The organism is Paenibacillus sp. 01T443 (assembly GCF_056398325.1).
Map to the genome: position 1 here is coordinate 343,165 of NZ_JBFTPE010000002.1, position 18,421 is coordinate 361,585.

Below are 18,421 nucleotides of genomic sequence, written 5' to 3' on the forward strand. Positions count from 1 at the left end.
TTTTCTGAAACGATCGCTTGACTCGCTTTAGACGGTCAGACGGTAGCCTGCTCCCCAGATGGTTTCGATGTATTGGGGGTTCGATGGATCCGCTTCGATCTTCTCCCTTAACCTTCGGATATGCACCGTTACAGTAGCAATTTCGCCTAGAGAGTCCATCCCCCAAAGCTGCTCGAAAAGCTCCTGCTTACTGAATACATGATTCGGGTTAAGCGCCAAAAACGAGAGCAGATCAAATTCCTTCGTCGTAAACTGTACCTCTTGATCATTAACATACACACGCCTGGAGGAGGCATCAATCTGCAGGCCGCGGATTCGAATCTTTTCGGACGCCTTGGTCTCCCTTTTGCCGATCAAGCGCTGATAGCGCTGCAGATGCGCCTTCGCGCGGGCCACAAGCTCGCTTGGGCTGAACGGCTTGGTGATATAATCATCGGCTCCGAGGCTTAGCCCGCGTATTTTATCTATTTCTTCTTTTTTGGCAGAAACAATAAGGATCGGCACTTCCTTCTCCGCCCTGATCTGACGGCATAGCTCGTATCCATCCATCCCCGGCAGCTGCAAATCAAGGACGATTAAATCATAATGGCCGCCCATTGCGGCCCGAAGGCCATCGGTGCCCGTCAAGCAAATATCCGCCGAGAAGCCGTGCAGCTCAAAATAATCCTTCTCCACCTCAGCGATGGTCACTTCATCTTCAATGATGAGAATTTTAGTCATCGGTATCCTCCTGTTGCTTGGCGCGCGGCAGTTGAATAATAATCGCGGTCCCTGCCCCAAGCATGCTTTGGGCATGAATCGTCCCGTTATGTCCCTCAATAATTTGCTTCGTGATCGCGAGTCCGAGGCCGCTTCCGCCCGTTTGCCTGCTGCGCGACAAATCCTCGCGGAAAAACCGTTCAAAGATAAACGGGACGGCCTCTTCTGAAATACCTGGTCCATTATCGCGAATTGCTAAGCTAATGAAATCTGTCTCCGGTTTGAGCGTAATCTCTATCCGCTTCGGTTCGGACGTCATGTATTTCACGCAATTATCCATAATGTTTACTAATACCCGTTTCAACTTATCCCGATCGGCAAGCACGCGCGAGGCTGATGAAGTATCGATGCTCCATTCCAGCTCGATACCTTGATCCTGCAAATCAAATTGCAAATCCTCTGCATAATCCTGTGTGAAATGGCCGAGGTTGATCGTTTCGAACGTAAACGGAAGCTGCTTCAAATCCAGTTTGGAGTACAGAAACAGCTCATCGATCAGCTGATCCATATCATCAGCCTTCGTCAAAATCGTATTCACATACCGATCCATCTTCTGCTTCGTATCCGGAACGCCGTCCCGGATACCTTCAATACTCGCTTTAATCGACGTAATCGGCGTTTTCAGATCATGCGTAATATTGGCGATCAGCTCCTTGCGGTTTTGCTCGTATTGAAGCTGCTTCTCGACGGACTGCTTCAACTTCCCGCGCATATCCTCAAAGGCCTCACTCAAACGGGAAATCTCGTCATTGCCTTCCGCATGCAGCTCAAATTCCAAATTGCCTTCCTTTATCCGCTCCGTCGATTTCCGGAGCAAATCAAGCGGCCTCACTATGCTCCGGGTCAAAAAGTAGTAAAGGAGCATGTTCATAAGCAGCAGCACAATGAACAGCACACCGAGAAAAATAGGCAGCAGCGTCCGTACGACCTCTGCAAACGGACTTCGCTCTCGGATAACGAGCACGCTTCCTTTTGATTTATCGGGAAAATAAAAATCAAATTTGGCATACGAGTAAAAATGATCACCGATTTGCAGCGTATCGCGAATCGCATTGTTTTCCATTTCGTAATCAGGGAGATATTTTATTAATTCAGGCTGCTTAACTGATAACGAGGAATACAGCTGCTCATTCTCTTTGCGTATGAAAAGTTCCGCCTGTTCCGCGCGAAGCTTATAATTATATTGATCCAGAAGCGTCTTATCGAGCAGCGAGTCGGGTTCATTTTTGGCTAGGTACTTAAGATCAAGAAAAATCGTCTCTTCTTGCTTAGACAGCGGGTTCACGGAATAATGAATCTTATAAAAGTCCTTCACGCTTCGCACATCGCCTGTGACCGCAACCACAAACAGCAGTGCGGCAGCGAGAAACAATACGATCGTGACAATAAGAATGCAGGTATAGGATAGCAGCAGCCGGACGCGTATAGACATGCTTGTAGCTCCTTCTCGATGTTCTTCTTTCGTGACTACAATGTAACATAGGATTGGCCGAGGCGACAAAGAGGACTTTGCAACGCCTGCTTGCATGCGATAGACTAGAAGAAATGATTTCCCTGTTGAAGGAGCTTACCTATGGCCATAAATCGAAGGCTTAGCAGCGACCTTGATTTTGAAGAGGTCCTCGAGCAGCAGCAGCGCATTCGGGTATTTAAAGACAATCAGCTTATCGATTCAAGCTCGCTGGTCATACGGTTTGACGATAGCGTAGTCGTAACCCAATCGGGGGTAAGCGATATTGCATACCACAACCGAAAGGAATGCGAATTTTTCGAGCTGAGGAAGCGCTAATAGAATCACAGTATAAACGGTGTCATCCTGATCGCTAACGCGTGACAGGCTGGCACCGTTTTTCTATTGCTAGCACCTGGTACCATAATAAGTTGGTACTTTTGGGAATAGGAATATGCTGTAAACTAAAGACATCAACAACAACTCGATTCGGGAGGATTTCACAAATGGAAAAAATGGAAACGATGCATGTACGCAAACCGGCTAACTTTTATCGCCGCCGCAACACCCCTACTTATACTTTCATGGCTTGGGCAGCCTTTCTTATCGCCTGCGGATTTGAATTTATTGGCATCTATACGCTGAAGCAGCCGATGTCCGTGCAAGGCTATTACGCCGTAACCGGCGTGCTCTTAATCATTACTTCCTTCCTGCTGCAAAAGGTAGCACGCGACAACGATGAGGACAAATTTTTGAAAGACTACAATCCCGGGTACAGAAGCCGCAACACCTCCGCCTTCACGTTTATGGCTTGGGCAGGCTTTATCCTTGCCGTTCTCGCGCAATATATCGGGATTTATGTACTTGAAGAGCCGTTGTACGTAAAAGGCTACTACGCCATTGCCGGCGCCTTTCTCATCGTTGCTTGCCTAGTCCTTCAGAAAACAATCAGGGACAACGAGGAAGACAGTCTGCATGCGAATGCAGCCGAGGATTTCGAAAGCTAAACCACCCGTAAACGGCTGACGCTGTCCTTGGCGGTAAGCTCGTTCGGGGTGAAATATAAGCATCGTATGTGGTTAAACTTTCTTATATTTGGACAAAAAAAGCCTCTCTTTTCGTTCGAAATGAGAGGCTTTTCTGTGTGCTATTCTATTTTAAACTGCGCTCGTTTATTTTAAGCAATAACAGATTGGATATGGACATCGCGCTCTTGGCTTAGATCCAAGAAGTAATCTGCCAGTTTAATTAACGGCGTCTCGATATTATGCGGGTTGATATAAACAACCTCACCGGCTCGTCCATCTGTAAGCAGCACTTGCCTCCCTACCAATCGTTTCATCATGTTTTCAATAAACACCGAAATGATTTGCGGGTTTAGCGCGCCAAACTTCCCTTCGCTCATTTGCTCGACAATCTCATGGAAGGACAAAGGATCATGGTAAGGGCGTTTCGAGGACATCGCATGAAAAATATCCGCAACCGATACGATGGAGCTGAATAAATCTATGTTTTCTTTCTTAAGTCCCAGCGGATAACCATTGCCATCCTCGCGCTCATGATGCTGCAGCGCAACCCTGGCAATTCTCAAGCTCAAGCCCGTCGTTCCCTTGAGCATTTCATAGCCAAATATCGTATGCTTCTTCACAAGCTGGAACTCTGCCTCGTTCAACTTGCCTGGTTTATTTAATACCTCGAGCGGAAGCTTCACTTTTCCCACATCATGCAAAGTCGCAGCTAATGAAAGGATCGACAGCTCCGAATCGTCTAGATTCAGCCATCTGCCAATGAGCGTCGATATGACGCCAACACCAATATTATGCTGGTAAACATAGTCATCCTTCGCTTTTACCGCTTCGAACAATTCGAAAATATCCGGATTTTTGGAAAGCTGCAAAATAGCGGGCAGTACCTCGTTGCGGATTTCCATTAAAGGTACTTTGCGGGACACTAAGATCGATTCAAAAAGTTCCTTCGAGACGGTAACCGTTTGCTGAACCAGTTCCCCGATTTGAATACTATTTTCTTGGACGGGCTTCTTATCCGAAGCTAACACAAGAGAGTTCATATCTATCCGATGGTTTATGATGATTTGTAAGGATTCCGGTGTTAGGACAGAGTCGGCCGGTACTATTGTAACGCCATACGCATTCAAAATATCATGCTTAATCTTTTTCCCGATCAGCTGCTCCATTGTTACACTCCCTCGGACTTGGCGCTTCCAACATTTAGTTTACCATATCTTTATCAGGAAGTGATCGATTATATAAGAAATTGATATAAACTCTAGCGCTGCATCCAGTCCCTTTCATCTGGTCGAACTGCGAATAAGGCCCGGTCAATGTTTGATTCAAAACTATGTTTCATCGTAATTTCCTTTTTATGCATAAAAGTAACTGGAATGTGCATCCTATTTCCATTGCCGTTTTTTAAACGGTCAACCTAGACAGTGTAAACTTGGAGGGCTATATGAAGAAAATCGTTACCTTAATCTGTTTGTTATTTCTAGCGCAATCGGTTGGAGCCGCCATGGCCATGGCCAGCCCAGAGCCCATGGCCCTGTTAATCCCCATCAACAACAGTGAGGGTAAACAAATCGGCAATGCCCAGCTGGTGCAAAAAGCAGACAAAGTGTTTGTCCACATCGAAGCGGAAAAGCTCGCTCCAGGCAAGCACGGCGTCCACTTCCACAATGTCGGCAAATGCGAAACGCCTGACTTTAAATCGGCTGGCGATCATTTTAATCCAATGAGTAAACAGCATGGCTTTAACAATCCGAAAGGTTATCACAGCGGCGATCTGCCCAATATTGAAGTCGGAGCTGACGGAAAAGTGACCGCGGATATCGCTAGCGCTGACGTAACTCTTCAACAAGGCAAAGCGAACTCCTTATTGAAGGAAGGCGGCACGGCTCTAGTCATTCACGAGAAAGCTGACGACTACGTAACCGATCCCTCCGGAAACTCCGGTAATCGCATCGCTTGCGGAGTTATCAATTAACTTGGTGCTTGAAAATTTGGAGGCAATCTCATAAAAGCTATAACAAATTCGAACAAAAAAGTGGCTGAACAGAAAATGTTTCTGTTCAGCCACTTTTTTTACTGCCTCTTTTTAACTATCGTTACCCGTTAGGCTCCAATCATTCCAATCAGTTTCGAATTTTTCAACATTCGCCATATGATAACAGCCGTTTCGGCTCTCGTAATATCCGCAGACGGATTAAGGCTCGTATCGGAGCCGATTACCAATTGGCTCTTCACGACTGCAGCGACCGCTTGCTCGGCCCACTCGTCAACCGCCACTCCGTCCGTAAATCCGGACAATATGGAGGTGGGATCCGAGTTGTTAACGCTGCTATTTAAACCGACCCGTTTCATGGCTCGTGCAATCATTACCATTGCTTCTTGTCGGGTGATCGTATTTGACGGGCGGAATGTTCCATCCTCATACCCTTCGACGATCTCATACTCATGCGCTTTTGCAACTGCCCCTGCGTACCAGTCGCCGGATTCCACATCGCTGAACGCTGCCACACTCCCGCTTTCAGCGAGACCCAATGCCCGCACGATGATAGCAGCAAACTCTGCACGCGTAATGGCGGTATTCGGTTGAAAACGATTGTCCGCGACTCCGTTTATCACCAATCGGGATGCCATGTCGTTCACCGCCGCATTGGCCCAATGACCTCCCATATCCGTAAACGCGACCTGGTGCCGAATCAAAGCGTATGTGCTGTTGGTCAAACTGTTCACTAGCGCGTAATACTTCCCGTCCCGAGCCATAATAGAAGTCGGCACATGGTGGAAAGAGCCGTCTGCATGAAGTACGATAGCCGTTGTGATTTCACCTGGATCAACGTCGTCCGGAATCGGAATAACGCGTTCAACATACGAGCTGAATTGCTCCACTTCTACTGCTTTGCCGTTGAATGTCGCAGTCACCGTAAAATCAACGGGTAGAGCCACAATGGAAAAATCCCCCTGTTCTGCCGCATTATTTGCGAGTTCGGCTTTATCTGACGGACTTTTTGCAATTTCCACATGCACGGCAATATCCGCCAGTTGCACTTGCTCTCCCAGCTTCTTGGCTATGCTGCCGATCAAGATTTCTGCCGCAGGCAGCCTGTAGCTCCCATTCGGGGTCTGGATTTCCAATACGGCCCTCTTATCTCCTAACGCTTTCACGGTATCCCCGTTCAATTCGGCAGCAACCTTGTCGGCATCTGATGTCACAGTAATGGTAATGACCGGCGCTTCTCCGACTTTCGCAAGCTGCGCCTTCATTTCAGATGCATCGATCGTCAGAGCCACTATGGTCTGCCCTTCTTGCTGGAGAGTAGACGCTCGTGCGATTCCCTCCTGCATTTCTCCGTTAACAATAACCTTCAAGCCGATTTGCGCAGCCTGATCGCTACCGGAGGTTGATGAATCCTGTGGTATTGTTGCAGGCTTTCTCGTAACCGTTACCGTATAAGCCTTGACCGTGATGTCATCTTGCGCCGTTACCGTGAGCACGATACGGTTATTGCCCACGTTAAGCGGAATCACCTCCGATTCCGCGCCGTTTGCAAGGTTTACCGGGCCGAACACCTGCATGCCGGAGCTGTCGTACACTACTGCTTTCACGCTTTTATATGTCGCATCGGACACTGTCGGTGTCAATGCAAGACTGCTTACGTCATTGCTGACACTCGCCGTATAGGCGGTTCGATTCGCTTCGAAACTCGTGTTCAAAGTACCGCTTGATAACGTTAACCCGCTTAAATCTGCATTACTGGAATATACCGTCTGGCTCAGCGCCGCATCATGATAACCGGCTGCCATTATGGTGATCGAATGGCTGCCAGCGGATAGCTTACCGGCACCGATCGTAATTTTTCCGGCACTGACGGTATAATCCGCTCCAGTAAGTGTACTCGCTCCGTCCTTAACCGCTATAATCGCTGCGCGCCATGCCGGATCGTCCGTGAATGTTACCTCGACGGGAAACGCCGTCCCACTATCCGCCATATCCGCCGTCAAACTCGGCGGAGTAAGAAGTTTCTCAGAAACGGACAATTCACTCACTGCAAAATTTCCCCAGTACGTGTTAGCGGCATTAATCTTCAAACGTATCTTACTAGCCGTAATCGTATTGAAGCCGATATCGCGATGCTCGACCGTATTGTCGTTAAAAGACCACGCAATATTTTGATCCTCGGCGGCAGTTACCCATTCGCCCCCATCCTCGTACTCCACATCAACATTCGTAACTCCTTGACTGATCGAGAACCAGGATGAAATCGTTAATGTATTAAACGTTTTGGCAGTTCCGTAATCAATCGTGATATCTCCTGGGAAGCTTGGATATAACCCGCTTGCCCACGACGTACTCATATCGCCGTCTACGAGATTGACCAGTGCACCCTGCCCCGTTGGAAATGTGGAGGTAACTTGGTCGGTCTCACCTACCGGCGCCGGAGTCGCGCTTGCTTCGTTAGAGTTTTCACTCTCGCCTTCGCTGTTCGCTGCAGTTACTACATAGTAATAGGTTGTTCCATTTGCTAAGCCCGTATCCGAATAAGTTACTCCTGTTACATTGGCGGCAATCGTTGTATCCGAGCCGCCGCTGCTCGTACTGCGTTTCACATTATAGTACGTCGCTCCGGTGACCGTACCCCATGTCAAGCTTACTTGAGCATCACCCGCTATTGCTGTCAGATTGGTTGGTGCTGTCGGTGCTGTCGGTGCTTGTACTGGAGTTACGTTTACTTCTTTAGAGTTCGAACTCTCGCCTCCGCTGTTCACTGCAGTTACTACATAATAATAGGTTGTTCCGTTCGCTAGGTCCGTATCCGAATAAGTTGCTCCTGTTAGGTCGGCGGCAATCGTCGTATACGGCCCGCCGCTGCTCGTACTGCGCTTCACAATATAGGATGTCGCATCCGTTACAGTCGACCACATCAGGTTCACTTGTGAATTCATCGGAGAAGCTGTCAGATTGGTCGGTTGAGCCGGAACTGGCACCGCGTTATCCGGGGAATACAGATTAAGTTCTACAACCGCAGGCCTATTGCCTCCTGTTGCAGTCATTTCGAATTTAAACGCTGTCGCGTCTACCGGATCAAAGACAGCTACCTTCTTGGTTGAATCAGCTGCCCATGTGCCCGGGTTGCCGGTACCGGTTGGCATTGCCGTGAAGCTGACACCGTCCGTACTGACATACAATTTATAGGCTGTAACCGCGTATGCCCCTGAATAAGGTTTATAATCAAATTTAGAAATGGCGGCGCTTTGATTCAATGTTAAGATTATATACTGAGGGCTCGCAGCTGTTGGAAGACTGGATGGATACCAATAAGTCGAAGTACTTCCGTCAATCGCCAAGGCTGCGGCATACGAACTACTATAAGCACTTGAAGCTGTAGCCGTCATAGATGATTGCGATATTGTCGTATAAAGCCCCGATCCATCTGTTCCTGTACCGATTCCGACCTGTACTTCCGCTGCGGAAGTATGTCCCGATGAATGCAAGGCTATAATTTTGATATAGGAAGCTGACACGGACGGAAACACCGCTCTTTTCCGATACGTATTGTTTGCCCACGTGCCGGTTGCAACTTTTGTAAACACTTCGCCATCGGTACTTGTATACACCTGGTAATTTGTAATGATTCCGGCCGCATCATCTGCTGAAGGAACGTAGATGACACGATCGATGTTGTATGTTCCTCCCAAAGCTATCGTCAAGGATGGATTCGATCCGCCTTCCGATTGCCAATAGGTTTGATCCTGACCGTCTACTGCCATCATAGGGCTATTGCCTGTCGTGCTGCTTGTCGCAACGACGCTCATATGCTGCTGCGGTACATAGCGCATTGTCGAATTCGCTGCGGGAGTTCCCGTCAATTCCTGAACCCCAATATCGGGTTTGGAGGCATTGATCGTAGTTCCAAAAAAGTCCTTGATTCCTTCAGCTTCCGGACTTGCGATACCGGCGTCGATAGCAGGAGAGTCCGCTTGCAACTTGTACCCTTGCAACGTATCAAGACCGATACCTCCCGAACCGGGATTCACAAACTTCGGATTATCCGTCATCCCGTAAGGATCGAAAGGCTCCTGCTGGGTATGTAATCCGCTGGCTTCGTAAATAATGTTATGGCTGAACGTCAACTGATCCCAGTTGCCGCCTCCCCACTTCGTCGGTGTTGTCGTGCTCGTGTTATAAAAAATATTGTTATAGAAATGATAGCCTAATTTTGTTGCATCACTGCTGTCTCCGTTAATCCTATGATTAGCGCCGTCATAATAAAAGATATTATTGTAGATATACGCCGGTGTTAACTCATTATAAGCAAAATGGCGGAAAGCCATGCCATCGTTCTCGCTGATGTTGTAACGGAATATATCATTTTCATTCGCTCCCATAAGCAAAATAGTGCCCATCGGATTGTCATGGCTATAGTTGTACTGGTATACATTATCGATGCCGTAATAATCGAAGTCGAATGCCGTGCCGTCTTGGTTCGAAGCAGGTCCTCCGGATACTTCATTATACTGGAATACGGTATGATTGGCATTCCATAACCATATTCCGGCAATTGCCACGGTCGGCAAAACTCTTGTTCCAAAACCGCTCAACACGTTATGTTCTACGATCGCATCCTTCGTTTCCCGCATCAGAATCCCGTCTCCGCCTATATCGTTCATGGTGTTATAAGCAATATAGACGCCTGTGCTCCATTGATTATTGTTGCGGACTCCGTCGCGAAAACAAGTATCCGTGCCAGGACAAGTAAAGATGTTCAATTTCACGGGCTGGATTGCCGTTCTGTCTACCTTGTTAAAGGTGTTGTTCTCAATCCGTATGTCATTGAATCTTGCGGATGTGGATGTGCTTGGCCCGACAATCTCTCCTGAGATCCCTGCCGCGGCGGCAGACCCGTTCTCGTTCCCATCCACGTCGTGGATATAACAATTTCGGATGTAAATGTGATTAAAAACACGATTATTTCCAGCTATATTGGTATCGATCTTGTAATAAATGCCCATTCTTACGTTCGTCGTATTATTGGTACTCAAATCATCGTCATTCGTAATTTCCAGATTGTTAATCTCCCAATACTCCTGATTCACAAGATAGACAGTACCGGTGTCGTTCAACCCGCCGCCGTTGATGATCGGCTTGCTGCCGGTGCCGTACATATCGATGACGATAGGATTGCCGCTTGTCCCGGAGCCCTGGGGCGATAGTTGGCCGTTCCATACCCCGCCTGTTTTGAACAAGATGGTGTCGCCGGGATTAAAGACTGTGGCGTTCACTTTACTTAACGTTTTCCACGCAGCCAATGTGCTGGTTCCGGTATTTGCATCATTGCCATTCACGGAATCCACGTAATAGGTCGTTCCCGCCGCACTGACAGATGACGGTAAACCAATGCTTGCGATCATGCATAACGTTACAATAAAAATAAAGCATTTCTTCACGAACATACTGTTCATCCCAATCCTCCTGAAATAATTTAATTGTTAGCGCTTACTAAAATCCGTTTCCGGTGCTTGCTTTGAACATACCGTTAATACCGAGAATGTCATCGTTGCAATCAAAATCGCCTTCTCCCCTTTTTACTATTTTTTAGTATTTCTATTTTCATTATGAAACCAAGGGAACATTCCATCAATTTTGAGTTTTTTACTTTCCTTTCACTTTCTTTACTCATTTCTAATTCCGGTATTCCTGACCGGAGGGGGTTTTTATGCCGACAAAGAAGGGACAATCCTTTAAACGCTATGATGAGCATACGAAAGAGAAGCTGTACGTTTGCGTGTGAAACTCAGATTTTAACTTGGGTGAGAAAGTACGAGAACGGGGAAATCTTCGAGGATTATCGCGGTCGGTGTGCGAAGAAGCTAGCGCTTTATCCCTCCTTATATGAACTGTATTGTTCCGAATTCGTCGGACACATGAAAATTAACGGCACCCGTCGGCTGCCATGCTTGATATTCGCGCAATCCTTCCGGATTCTCGTCAATCCGGTAAAAGTTCGCCCTCCACTGCATCCCCGCACGAAACGGACGGTCAAAATTATTAGCCGGAATTTGAATTTCGTAGACTAGCCTGTCCGGTGCGTCAAAGTAGACATTCGTCTGTAAGCCGACAAAATCCCACTCTTTATCGATCCGCACCGTATTGCCGAAGCCGTCATTCTCAATGCGGGCGTCGAACACGACGTTGTGAGGACTGACCTCTAGCTCTAAATAATGAGTGCCATTACCATGCTCATCAAAAAACAGCTCGACAACATCCTGTTCGTATAAGGGATCATCCCGGTTCAAAAAATCCGAGGCAATATGCCGATCCTCGCAAATAAACTGGATGAACAAACAATTCGGACTCCAACAGGCACGGACGACCGTTTTCTCCAAGGCTTGCATACCAGTGACCGTATCAACGAGCTCGAATGGCTCGAAAAGATGCCATGGCACAGCATCTTGTACTCCAGTGTTCCATTCCTTCGGAATCTCTTGACAGAGGTAGGTCATCTTCCCCGGAGAAGATTCTTCAGCCACTTGCATCATCTCCTTTTGTTGACTCATGCGATCTCCCGTTTAGAGCTTGTGTTCAAAGCTCTAAACGGGTAACACATAACGCTATTGTTATTGATACCAAACGAACTTTTAAGAGCCTAAATCAGGTTGATCCAAAAAGGTCACAGTTCTGTCAGAGGTTCCATGCAATTCAAAAATGACAATTTCATTATCGCCTTGCTGCAATAAAGGTCCCGGCACATACAATCTTTTTTGCGGCCCTGTATTCCAATAACGTCCCAAATTAAAGCCATTAATAAACACGACCCCTTTGGTCCATCCTTCCAAGCTGATGAAAGTATCACATGGCTCATCGACAACTAACGTTCCTCGGAAGAAGCTTGGTTCCATTTGTTCCGAGATGACTCCGAATTGCAGACCAGATAAGTCAGTCAGCGGTAACGTATACGTCTTCCAATCCGACAAGAACTGTCGTCCATAACGCGCGCCTTCCGTAATTCCTTTACGATCCTTCATATAAGGTCCATAGTTGACACGACCCAAGTTCTCTACAAGCACAGTCACTTGCAAACCTTCAGCGGGTACATCAAACTCTAGTTTAGCATTCGCATCCGTACGATCCAGAATGCCAGCCAGTTTGCCATTAAGAAACACTTGAGCACGGTCATGCAGGTCCTGTATGAAGAACTCTTCCTTCGGACGAGGTCCACTAATGAATGTCTCATAATGAATAAACCCGTAATCCTGCCCCAATTTTTCCATCGTCTCAGGAAATGCTGTGTAAATAGGTGTAGAGATGTTGTCTAGGTTAGCCGTTAATGAAGCCTGCTCGGTCATTTCCATCCGTCCATACGCTTTCTTCGCGATCGGAGCTGGCAATTCACATTCGCCTAGATCCATATATTTAGAGATGACATCGCGCACAGCATAATATTTAGCTGTCGGTTCACCAGATTCATTCAGCAGAGCATCATAATCATAGCTTGTAACCGTCGGCTCATAGCTATCCGCTGTATGACCGTTCGCCCCGTTAAAGAAGCCAAAGTTCGTTCCGCCATGGAACATGTAGAAATTAACGGATGCATTTAGACTAAGCATTTCATCCAACACACTTGCGACATCCTCAGCGGGACGGGTATGATGCTCCTCATGCCAATGGTCAAACCAACCGTTCCAATATTCCATACACATAAATGGCGCATCCGGTTGATACTCTTTAAGCTTCTCGAAAGCTTCTGCTGCACGGGAACCAAAATTCACCGTTGCCAGAACACCATCGATCATACCGCCTTGCAGCATCGCATCTTCAGGTCCGTCAGAAGTGAATAACAGCACGTCCATTCCACGAGCAATCATGCTTTCTTTTTGATGAATCAAATACCGTTTGTCGTTGCTGTAGCTTCCATATTCATTCTCGACCTGCATCGCGATTATCGGTCCGCCATTGGTGCATAGGAGTGGTTTTAATTTCGGAAGCAGTACATCATAGTAAGCATCTACATGATCTAGAAACGGCTGATGGTAGCAACGGAGACGCATATCCGAGTCTGCCAGCAACCAAGAAGGCAGTCCGCCAAATTCCCATTCTGCACAAATATAAGGCGCAGGCCGAACAATGACATGCAGCCCGATCTCTCCAGCCAGCTCAATAAAACGAACGATATCTGCCATGCCTTCAAAATGAAATTGGCCCTTCTTCGGCTCGTGAAGATTCCATGGGACATACGTTTCAACGGTATTGAGCCCGCAAGCTTTTAATTTTGCAAGTCGATCTTGCCAATGCTCGGGTACGGTTCGAAAATAATGAATGGCTCCTGAGAGGAGGCGTATGGGCTGATCATTAAAATAAAATGAAGATCCTGAATATTTAAATGTAGTCATCTATTCTCCACCCCATTAAATAGTTAAATTATTAAGCATAATGACTGGCTAACGCCTGGTTGATTCTCTCTCTTGCAGCTAGTAACCATTCTCCACTGCCTTTTGGATAGACGGAGAATGTCAATGGCTCTGTTAGACCTTCTTCCATCAGCTTTATCGTCTGTTCTTTGCCAATCTTCTGCTCAAGCAGCTCTAATGCGCGTAAGTCTTGCAAGGCCTCATAGAGAACTTCCAAGCGGATCGATTCGATTGGACCCTCTTCGCCCGGATAAACCAAGTAGGAATCTCCCGAAGGAAATCCAAGCTTTGCATCCGTTGACCGATAAGGATCGAGCTTCTGATCAATGGAATACTGCGAATACCAGAAATTAAAGCCCCAGTGCAGAAAACCCTGCAATCCAAACTTATACAACTGAAGTCCAATAATCCGGTTTCTAGAAGACGGCATGTTAAAAAAGCGATTGGATACTTCTTGATGCTGCACACAGCAATAATAGGTCCATAAATCTGGCACGCCATGCTCCAGGAACGGTTCGATGTGATTGTTCCCCGGAATCGGTCTCTGCACCAGACCCCGCACATACATATCCAAATCGGATAGCGCATCCATAATAGGGTAATCGGAAAGATGCCGGCGCACGATCTCGCTTGCAGCTTGATAAGATTCCAAATGACTGAGTTCCGGTTCATCGGAAACATGGAACCAGCTTTGCTTATCCAGTCCATTCTCTTTCAAGTATCGATCAAGACTAGGCAGGAATTGATCCAAGAAGCTATGATAAGCTTCTGAGGATGCATCCGTCTCCCAGCCAAATAGCTTTTTCTCTTCTCCATGTACCGTTCCTATAATCTTTGGAGCGAACTTTGCTCCCCATTGCGTAAATAAGTGTGAAAACTCAAAGTACTTCACGTCTAGCTTCTTGCACATAGTTACCCACCGCGTAAGCTGATCAAAACCAAACTTATAAGTATCTCCCTCAATATCAACTTGCACCAGTTGAACAGTTGGACGTTCTCCTCCAATGAGAGTATCGAGCGGCGGCGTAAATAGTGGTGTCAATATCATGTTCATGCCATGCTTGACCATCGAGTCCACATAACGTTCAAGAAGTGTCCAATGCGCTTCACTAAAGACTTCGACACCGTACTGCGTCGCAATACAATCTACATGAAACCATTCTGTGTGAATCAATTTTTGCGGAGGTAATGCAGCAGGGATGACAGTCAACTGAAATACATCGGATACAGCTAAGGTCTCCCATTCATCTGATAGGAAGGAGATTTGAATGGAATGAAGACCCGCAGAGACAGATTGGTCAAGCTCAACGCTCACCCAAATGGAACGCCATTGCTGGGGAACCGCACTAATAGATTGCTGATTCAGCTCATATAACGGATCTGGATATAGTCCCGGTGTCGTCCGTAGGACGTTATCATCAGGGTTTTTGAAACAAGGCATCTCCGAAGGAACCAGTCCGACAGTTCTAATCAAAATACGGTCTGCAAGGGATGAGTTAAGGTTTACATTTATATTTTTCAAGAGAGTATCTGAAGTGTATGCGACCTGGAATGAATAGGTCTCGCCGAAAAGCGCAGATGCGCTGTTAAAGGCTTGTTCGGTTGGCGTCTCATCTGCGAATACTTTTGTCAAAGAGCTTAGTAACTTCGTCTCAAATTGGATAGGATTATTCATTACTCTTTCACCTCATTAAATTAGGATGCTTTTTGCAAAATCTTTGAGATTGACACTGTTTCCATCCATTCTTGATTGCTCCGCCGCGAAAGCCATTAAATGACTTTGAATCGATTGACTTGCCGAGGTAAGCCCTTGACTCTTGCCGTCTTCTCTTACCAGCTTTAAGAAATCCTTGAGTAAACCCATATCGCCACCGCCGTGACCAACGTGACCTCCCATATCTTCAAAAGAGATTCGCTCAACCTTGCCGCTGCCAAAATGAATCACTTCAATTTCATTCTTCTCCATGGCACCGCGGATTTCCCCCTTGGTTCCCATAAGCTTGATTGTACGGCTGACATCTTTAGTAAATGCGCTCATCGTAAATGCTGCCGTGACAGAATTAGCAAACTCCATATTCACAACCTGATGGTCAACGACATCATTGTCACAATGATAGACGCATCTGCCGTATGGGCCTTCCTCTAGCGCCTTATAACGCGCACTATAGCTCAAATCATTACTAATTGCCGCTGTAGGCCAATTTGTATCCTCTGTTAAATAGTGCTTAGGCGCATAGTAGAGACAATCATCTGCCACAGGACAACCGTCCAAGCAGCGTAACGGCGCCCCAGCCGGCGCTTGATCGGATGTAAAATGAGAGAGTGATCCAAAGGAGGATACACGAACACATTCCGAACCTGCTAACCAGAGTAAAATGTCCAGATCATGACAGGACTTCGCTAGAATCATCGGACTGGAATCTTCTTTCCGGCTCCAATTTCCTCTCACGAAGCTATGTGCTTGATGCCAAAATCCTACATTTTCATTATGCGTGATAGACATCAAATTACCAATTGTTTCATTATCTAGTAGTCCCTTAATAGTAGAAAAGAAATGAGTATACCGAAGCACATGACAAATCGAAAACACTCGGTTTAACTGAGACGCCTTTTCTCCCATCAGCAAGCATTCTTTGGCATCCGGAGACATCGGCTTCTCAAGCAGCACATGATAGCCAGCCTCAAGTGCTTTCATTGTCGGATCAAAATGCTGTTTATCTTGGGTGCAGATGAGTACAGCATCCGCGAGCTTCGGCATAGCGAAAAAATCATCCCAGTTCTCAAAGCACATATGATCTGGAATACGATGCCTAGCTTTGAAGCTCTCCCTGCGCTCAGCAACCGGTTCAGCAACAGCTACAACTTGCAGCTCATTAGGATGCTGAAGTGCATACTCCAAATAGTTAACTCCCCGTAATCCCGCTCCAATTATTGCAACAGTAACTTTTTTCATGAATGATCTCTCCTCGTTGTTGTAAGTCTATCTATTCCTTGACGCTACCTACTGTCATGCCTTTAACAAAATACTTTTGCAAGAACGGATACACGAGCATAATAGGCAAAGCACCCATAAAAATTTGCGCATTTCGAAGTGTCTTCTCACTTAAGCTATCCATCACTTTAAGCTGCTCGATGGACATGGAAGACATTTGGGCATTTATCGACATGATCAATGTAGAAAGATAGGTTTGCAGTGGATACTTTTCCGGTGAATTCAAATAAAGAATACCGTCAAACCAAGAGTTCCAATGCCCGACAATCGTGAATAATCCAATGGTTGCGATCGAAGGAAGCGATACAGGCAAATAAATTTGCCAAAGCACTCGCCAGTGTCCCGCACCGTCAATTGTAGCTGCCTCATCCAGTTCTCTCGGAATGGATCTGAAGAAATTCAGCATGAGCACCATATTCCATACATTCAAAGCGCCTGGCAAAACGAGTGCCCAAATCGAATCAATGATGCCTGTATTTTTTACAATGATATAAGTAGGAATTAATCCGCCGCCGAAAAACATCGTAACTGCAAAGAACCATACATAAGGGGTTCTAAATTTAAACTGATTATTCGCTTTCGCGAGTGGAAAAGCCGTAATAAATACAAGAAGCATATTGACAGCCGTCCCAAGCACGACCCGCTGAACGGAAATCCATAAGGAACGGAAGAACTCTACCTTCTCGCCCAAGTATTGATAAGCATCCAAGGAGAAACCGACAGGCCAAAGCTTTACTTCTCCTGCCATCGCTGCCGTATTCGAGCTAAGTGAAATAGAGAGTAAATGAATAAACGGGATAATACCGAGCAACGTGATTGAAGTTAACAACAACGTATTGAACACGACAAAAAGCTTTCTACTGATTGATTGTTTGTGTATCACCGTATTACCTCCGCCCTAGAATATTCTGTAATTATTAATTTTGTAAGCCGCATAGTAGGTAATGGATACTAACCCTAATGATATGACCGATTTAAAGAGGCCGATTGCCGCTGCTGGTCCGAATTGTTGACTAAACATCCCTAGTCGATAAACGAATGTATCAATGATATCTGCACCTTCATAAACAGTCGGGTTATACATAATTAGAATTTGTTCGAAACCCGCATTGAGAATGCCGCCTAAGCTTAATACGCCAAGCAAAATAAGAATTGGGGCAATACCTGGAAGCGTAATGTGCATGACTTGCTTCCATTTCCCAGCTCCATCTACCTCTGCCGCTTCATAAAGCGTTGCATTGATGCCTACAATGGCTGCGAGCATAACAATCATATTGTAGCCCATGCCTTTCCAGACATCTGAGCCAATGACAATACCTCTGAACCAGTCATTGTCGAGCATAAACATAATAGGCTGAAATCCAATTTCGGTTAACAAGCCATTAATAGGTCCGCTCAGCGAGAACAATTCAATAACGACGCCTCCAAGCACGGTCCATGATAGAAAGAACGGAAGGAAGATGGCAGACTGAATGATGCCTAAAAACCATTTTCTTGTAACCTCATTTAGCAACAGAGCAAGAAGGAGTGGAACAAGCAGAAACAGGACCATTTTGTAGATGGCGATAATGATCGTATTCCAAAGCACCTGACTGAAATCCGGTAAAGCAAATACATAACGGAAATTTTCAAGGCCAACGAATTCTGATTTAAAAAAACCGGATAATGGTTCAAACTGTTGAAAAGCCATGACAAGACCAGCCATAGGACCATATGCATAGATCAAAGTAGCGATAACACCAGGCAATAGCATCAAATGTAGCGGATATTCTTTTTTCAGCGTTCTCATAGATG

General features: G+C 46.3%; 13 protein-coding genes and 1 pseudogene. 4 read left to right on the forward strand and 10 right to left on the reverse strand.

Annotation, left to right across the window (positions count from 1 at the left end; genetic code table 11):
• Window positions 1–27 precede the first annotated feature (27 nt).
• Together AC1DLI_RS04185 and AC1DLI_RS04190 are read right to left on the reverse strand one after the other, a co-directional pair.
• Window positions 28–720 (reverse strand): response regulator transcription factor, encoded by a 693-nt coding sequence (locus tag AC1DLI_RS04185; protein WP_308997142.1) that lies wholly within the window; start codon window positions 718–720, stop codon window positions 28–30.
• The gene (locus tag AC1DLI_RS04190; RefSeq protein WP_477599937.1) at window positions 713–2,191 is read right to left on the reverse strand and encodes a sensor histidine kinase; all 1,479 of its coding nucleotides are present in this window, start codon (window positions 2,189–2,191) and stop codon (window positions 713–715) included. Before AC1DLI_RS04190 ends, AC1DLI_RS04185 begins: the two co-directional genes overlap by 8 nt.
• Before the next feature lie 141 nt (window positions 2,192–2,332).
• Here AC1DLI_RS04190 and AC1DLI_RS04195 point away from each other — a divergent pair, with 141 nt between their 5' ends.
• From AC1DLI_RS04195 to AC1DLI_RS04205, 3 genes and pseudogenes are all read left to right on the forward strand, one after another.
• A complete protein-coding gene (locus tag AC1DLI_RS04195) occupies window positions 2,333–2,548 on the forward strand; it encodes a hypothetical protein (RefSeq protein ID WP_477599939.1) in 216 nt (71 codons plus the stop codon).
• A gap of 245 nt (window positions 2,549–2,793) precedes the next feature.
• Window positions 2,794–2,931: pseudogene (locus tag AC1DLI_RS04200) on the forward strand (YiaA/YiaB family inner membrane protein); the annotation flags it as partial.
• Window positions 2,932–3,015: 84 nt separating this feature from the next.
• Window positions 3,016–3,216, forward strand: coding sequence for a YiaA/YiaB family inner membrane protein (locus AC1DLI_RS04205; RefSeq protein ID WP_308997254.1), 201 nt, complete (start codon window positions 3,016–3,018; stop codon window positions 3,214–3,216).
• Between the two features lie 170 nt (window positions 3,217–3,386).
• Here the strand turns inward: AC1DLI_RS04205 and AC1DLI_RS04210 are convergent, their stop codons facing one another.
• Window positions 3,387–4,403, reverse strand: a complete 1,017-nt coding sequence (locus AC1DLI_RS04210; RefSeq protein ID WP_477599941.1) for an HD-GYP domain-containing protein — start codon at window positions 4,401–4,403, stop codon at window positions 3,387–3,389.
• A 275-nt stretch (window positions 4,404–4,678) separates the two neighbouring features.
• Here AC1DLI_RS04210 and AC1DLI_RS04215 point away from each other — a divergent pair, with 275 nt between their 5' ends.
• A complete protein-coding gene (locus tag AC1DLI_RS04215) occupies window positions 4,679–5,209 on the forward strand; it encodes a superoxide dismutase family protein (RefSeq protein ID WP_477599943.1) in 531 nt (176 codons plus the stop codon).
• Between the two features lie 128 nt (window positions 5,210–5,337).
• Here AC1DLI_RS04215 and AC1DLI_RS04220 read toward each other — a convergent pair whose 3' ends face one another.
• The 7 genes from AC1DLI_RS04220 to AC1DLI_RS04250 all read right to left on the reverse strand — a co-directional run bounded on the left by AC1DLI_RS04220 (window position 5,338) and on the right by AC1DLI_RS04250 (window position 18,416).
• Window positions 5,338–10,689, reverse strand: coding sequence for a discoidin domain-containing protein (locus AC1DLI_RS04220; protein ID WP_477599946.1), 5,352 nt, complete (start codon window positions 10,687–10,689; stop codon window positions 5,338–5,340).
• A 426-nt stretch (window positions 10,690–11,115) separates the two neighbouring features.
• Window positions 11,116–11,784, reverse strand: a complete 669-nt coding sequence (locus AC1DLI_RS04225) for a carbohydrate-binding family 9-like protein (protein ID WP_477599948.1) — start codon at window positions 11,782–11,784, stop codon at window positions 11,116–11,118.
• Between the two features lie 81 nt (window positions 11,785–11,865).
• Window positions 11,866–13,617, reverse strand: coding sequence for a beta-galactosidase (locus AC1DLI_RS04230; protein ID WP_477599950.1), 1,752 nt, complete (start codon window positions 13,615–13,617; stop codon window positions 11,866–11,868).
• Window positions 13,618–13,648: 31 nt separating this feature from the next.
• Entirely contained in the window at window positions 13,649–15,310 is a 1,662-nt protein-coding gene (locus tag AC1DLI_RS04235; RefSeq protein ID WP_477599952.1) for a DUF4091 domain-containing protein, read from the reverse strand.
• Window positions 15,311–15,325: 15 nt separating this feature from the next.
• The gene (locus tag AC1DLI_RS04240) at window positions 15,326–16,588 is read right to left on the reverse strand and encodes a Gfo/Idh/MocA family protein (protein WP_477599954.1); all 1,263 of its coding nucleotides are present in this window, start codon (window positions 16,586–16,588) and stop codon (window positions 15,326–15,328) included.
• Window positions 16,589–16,619: 31 nt separating this feature from the next.
• On the reverse strand, window positions 16,620–17,507 hold the full coding sequence (locus AC1DLI_RS04245; protein ID WP_477600073.1) for a carbohydrate ABC transporter permease: 888 nt from the start codon (window positions 17,505–17,507) through the stop codon (window positions 16,620–16,622).
• 18 nt (window positions 17,508–17,525) lie between these two features.
• The gene (locus tag AC1DLI_RS04250; RefSeq protein ID WP_477599956.1) at window positions 17,526–18,416 is read right to left on the reverse strand and encodes an ABC transporter permease; all 891 of its coding nucleotides are present in this window, start codon (window positions 18,414–18,416) and stop codon (window positions 17,526–17,528) included.
• Window positions 18,417–18,421: the final 5 nt, after the last annotated feature.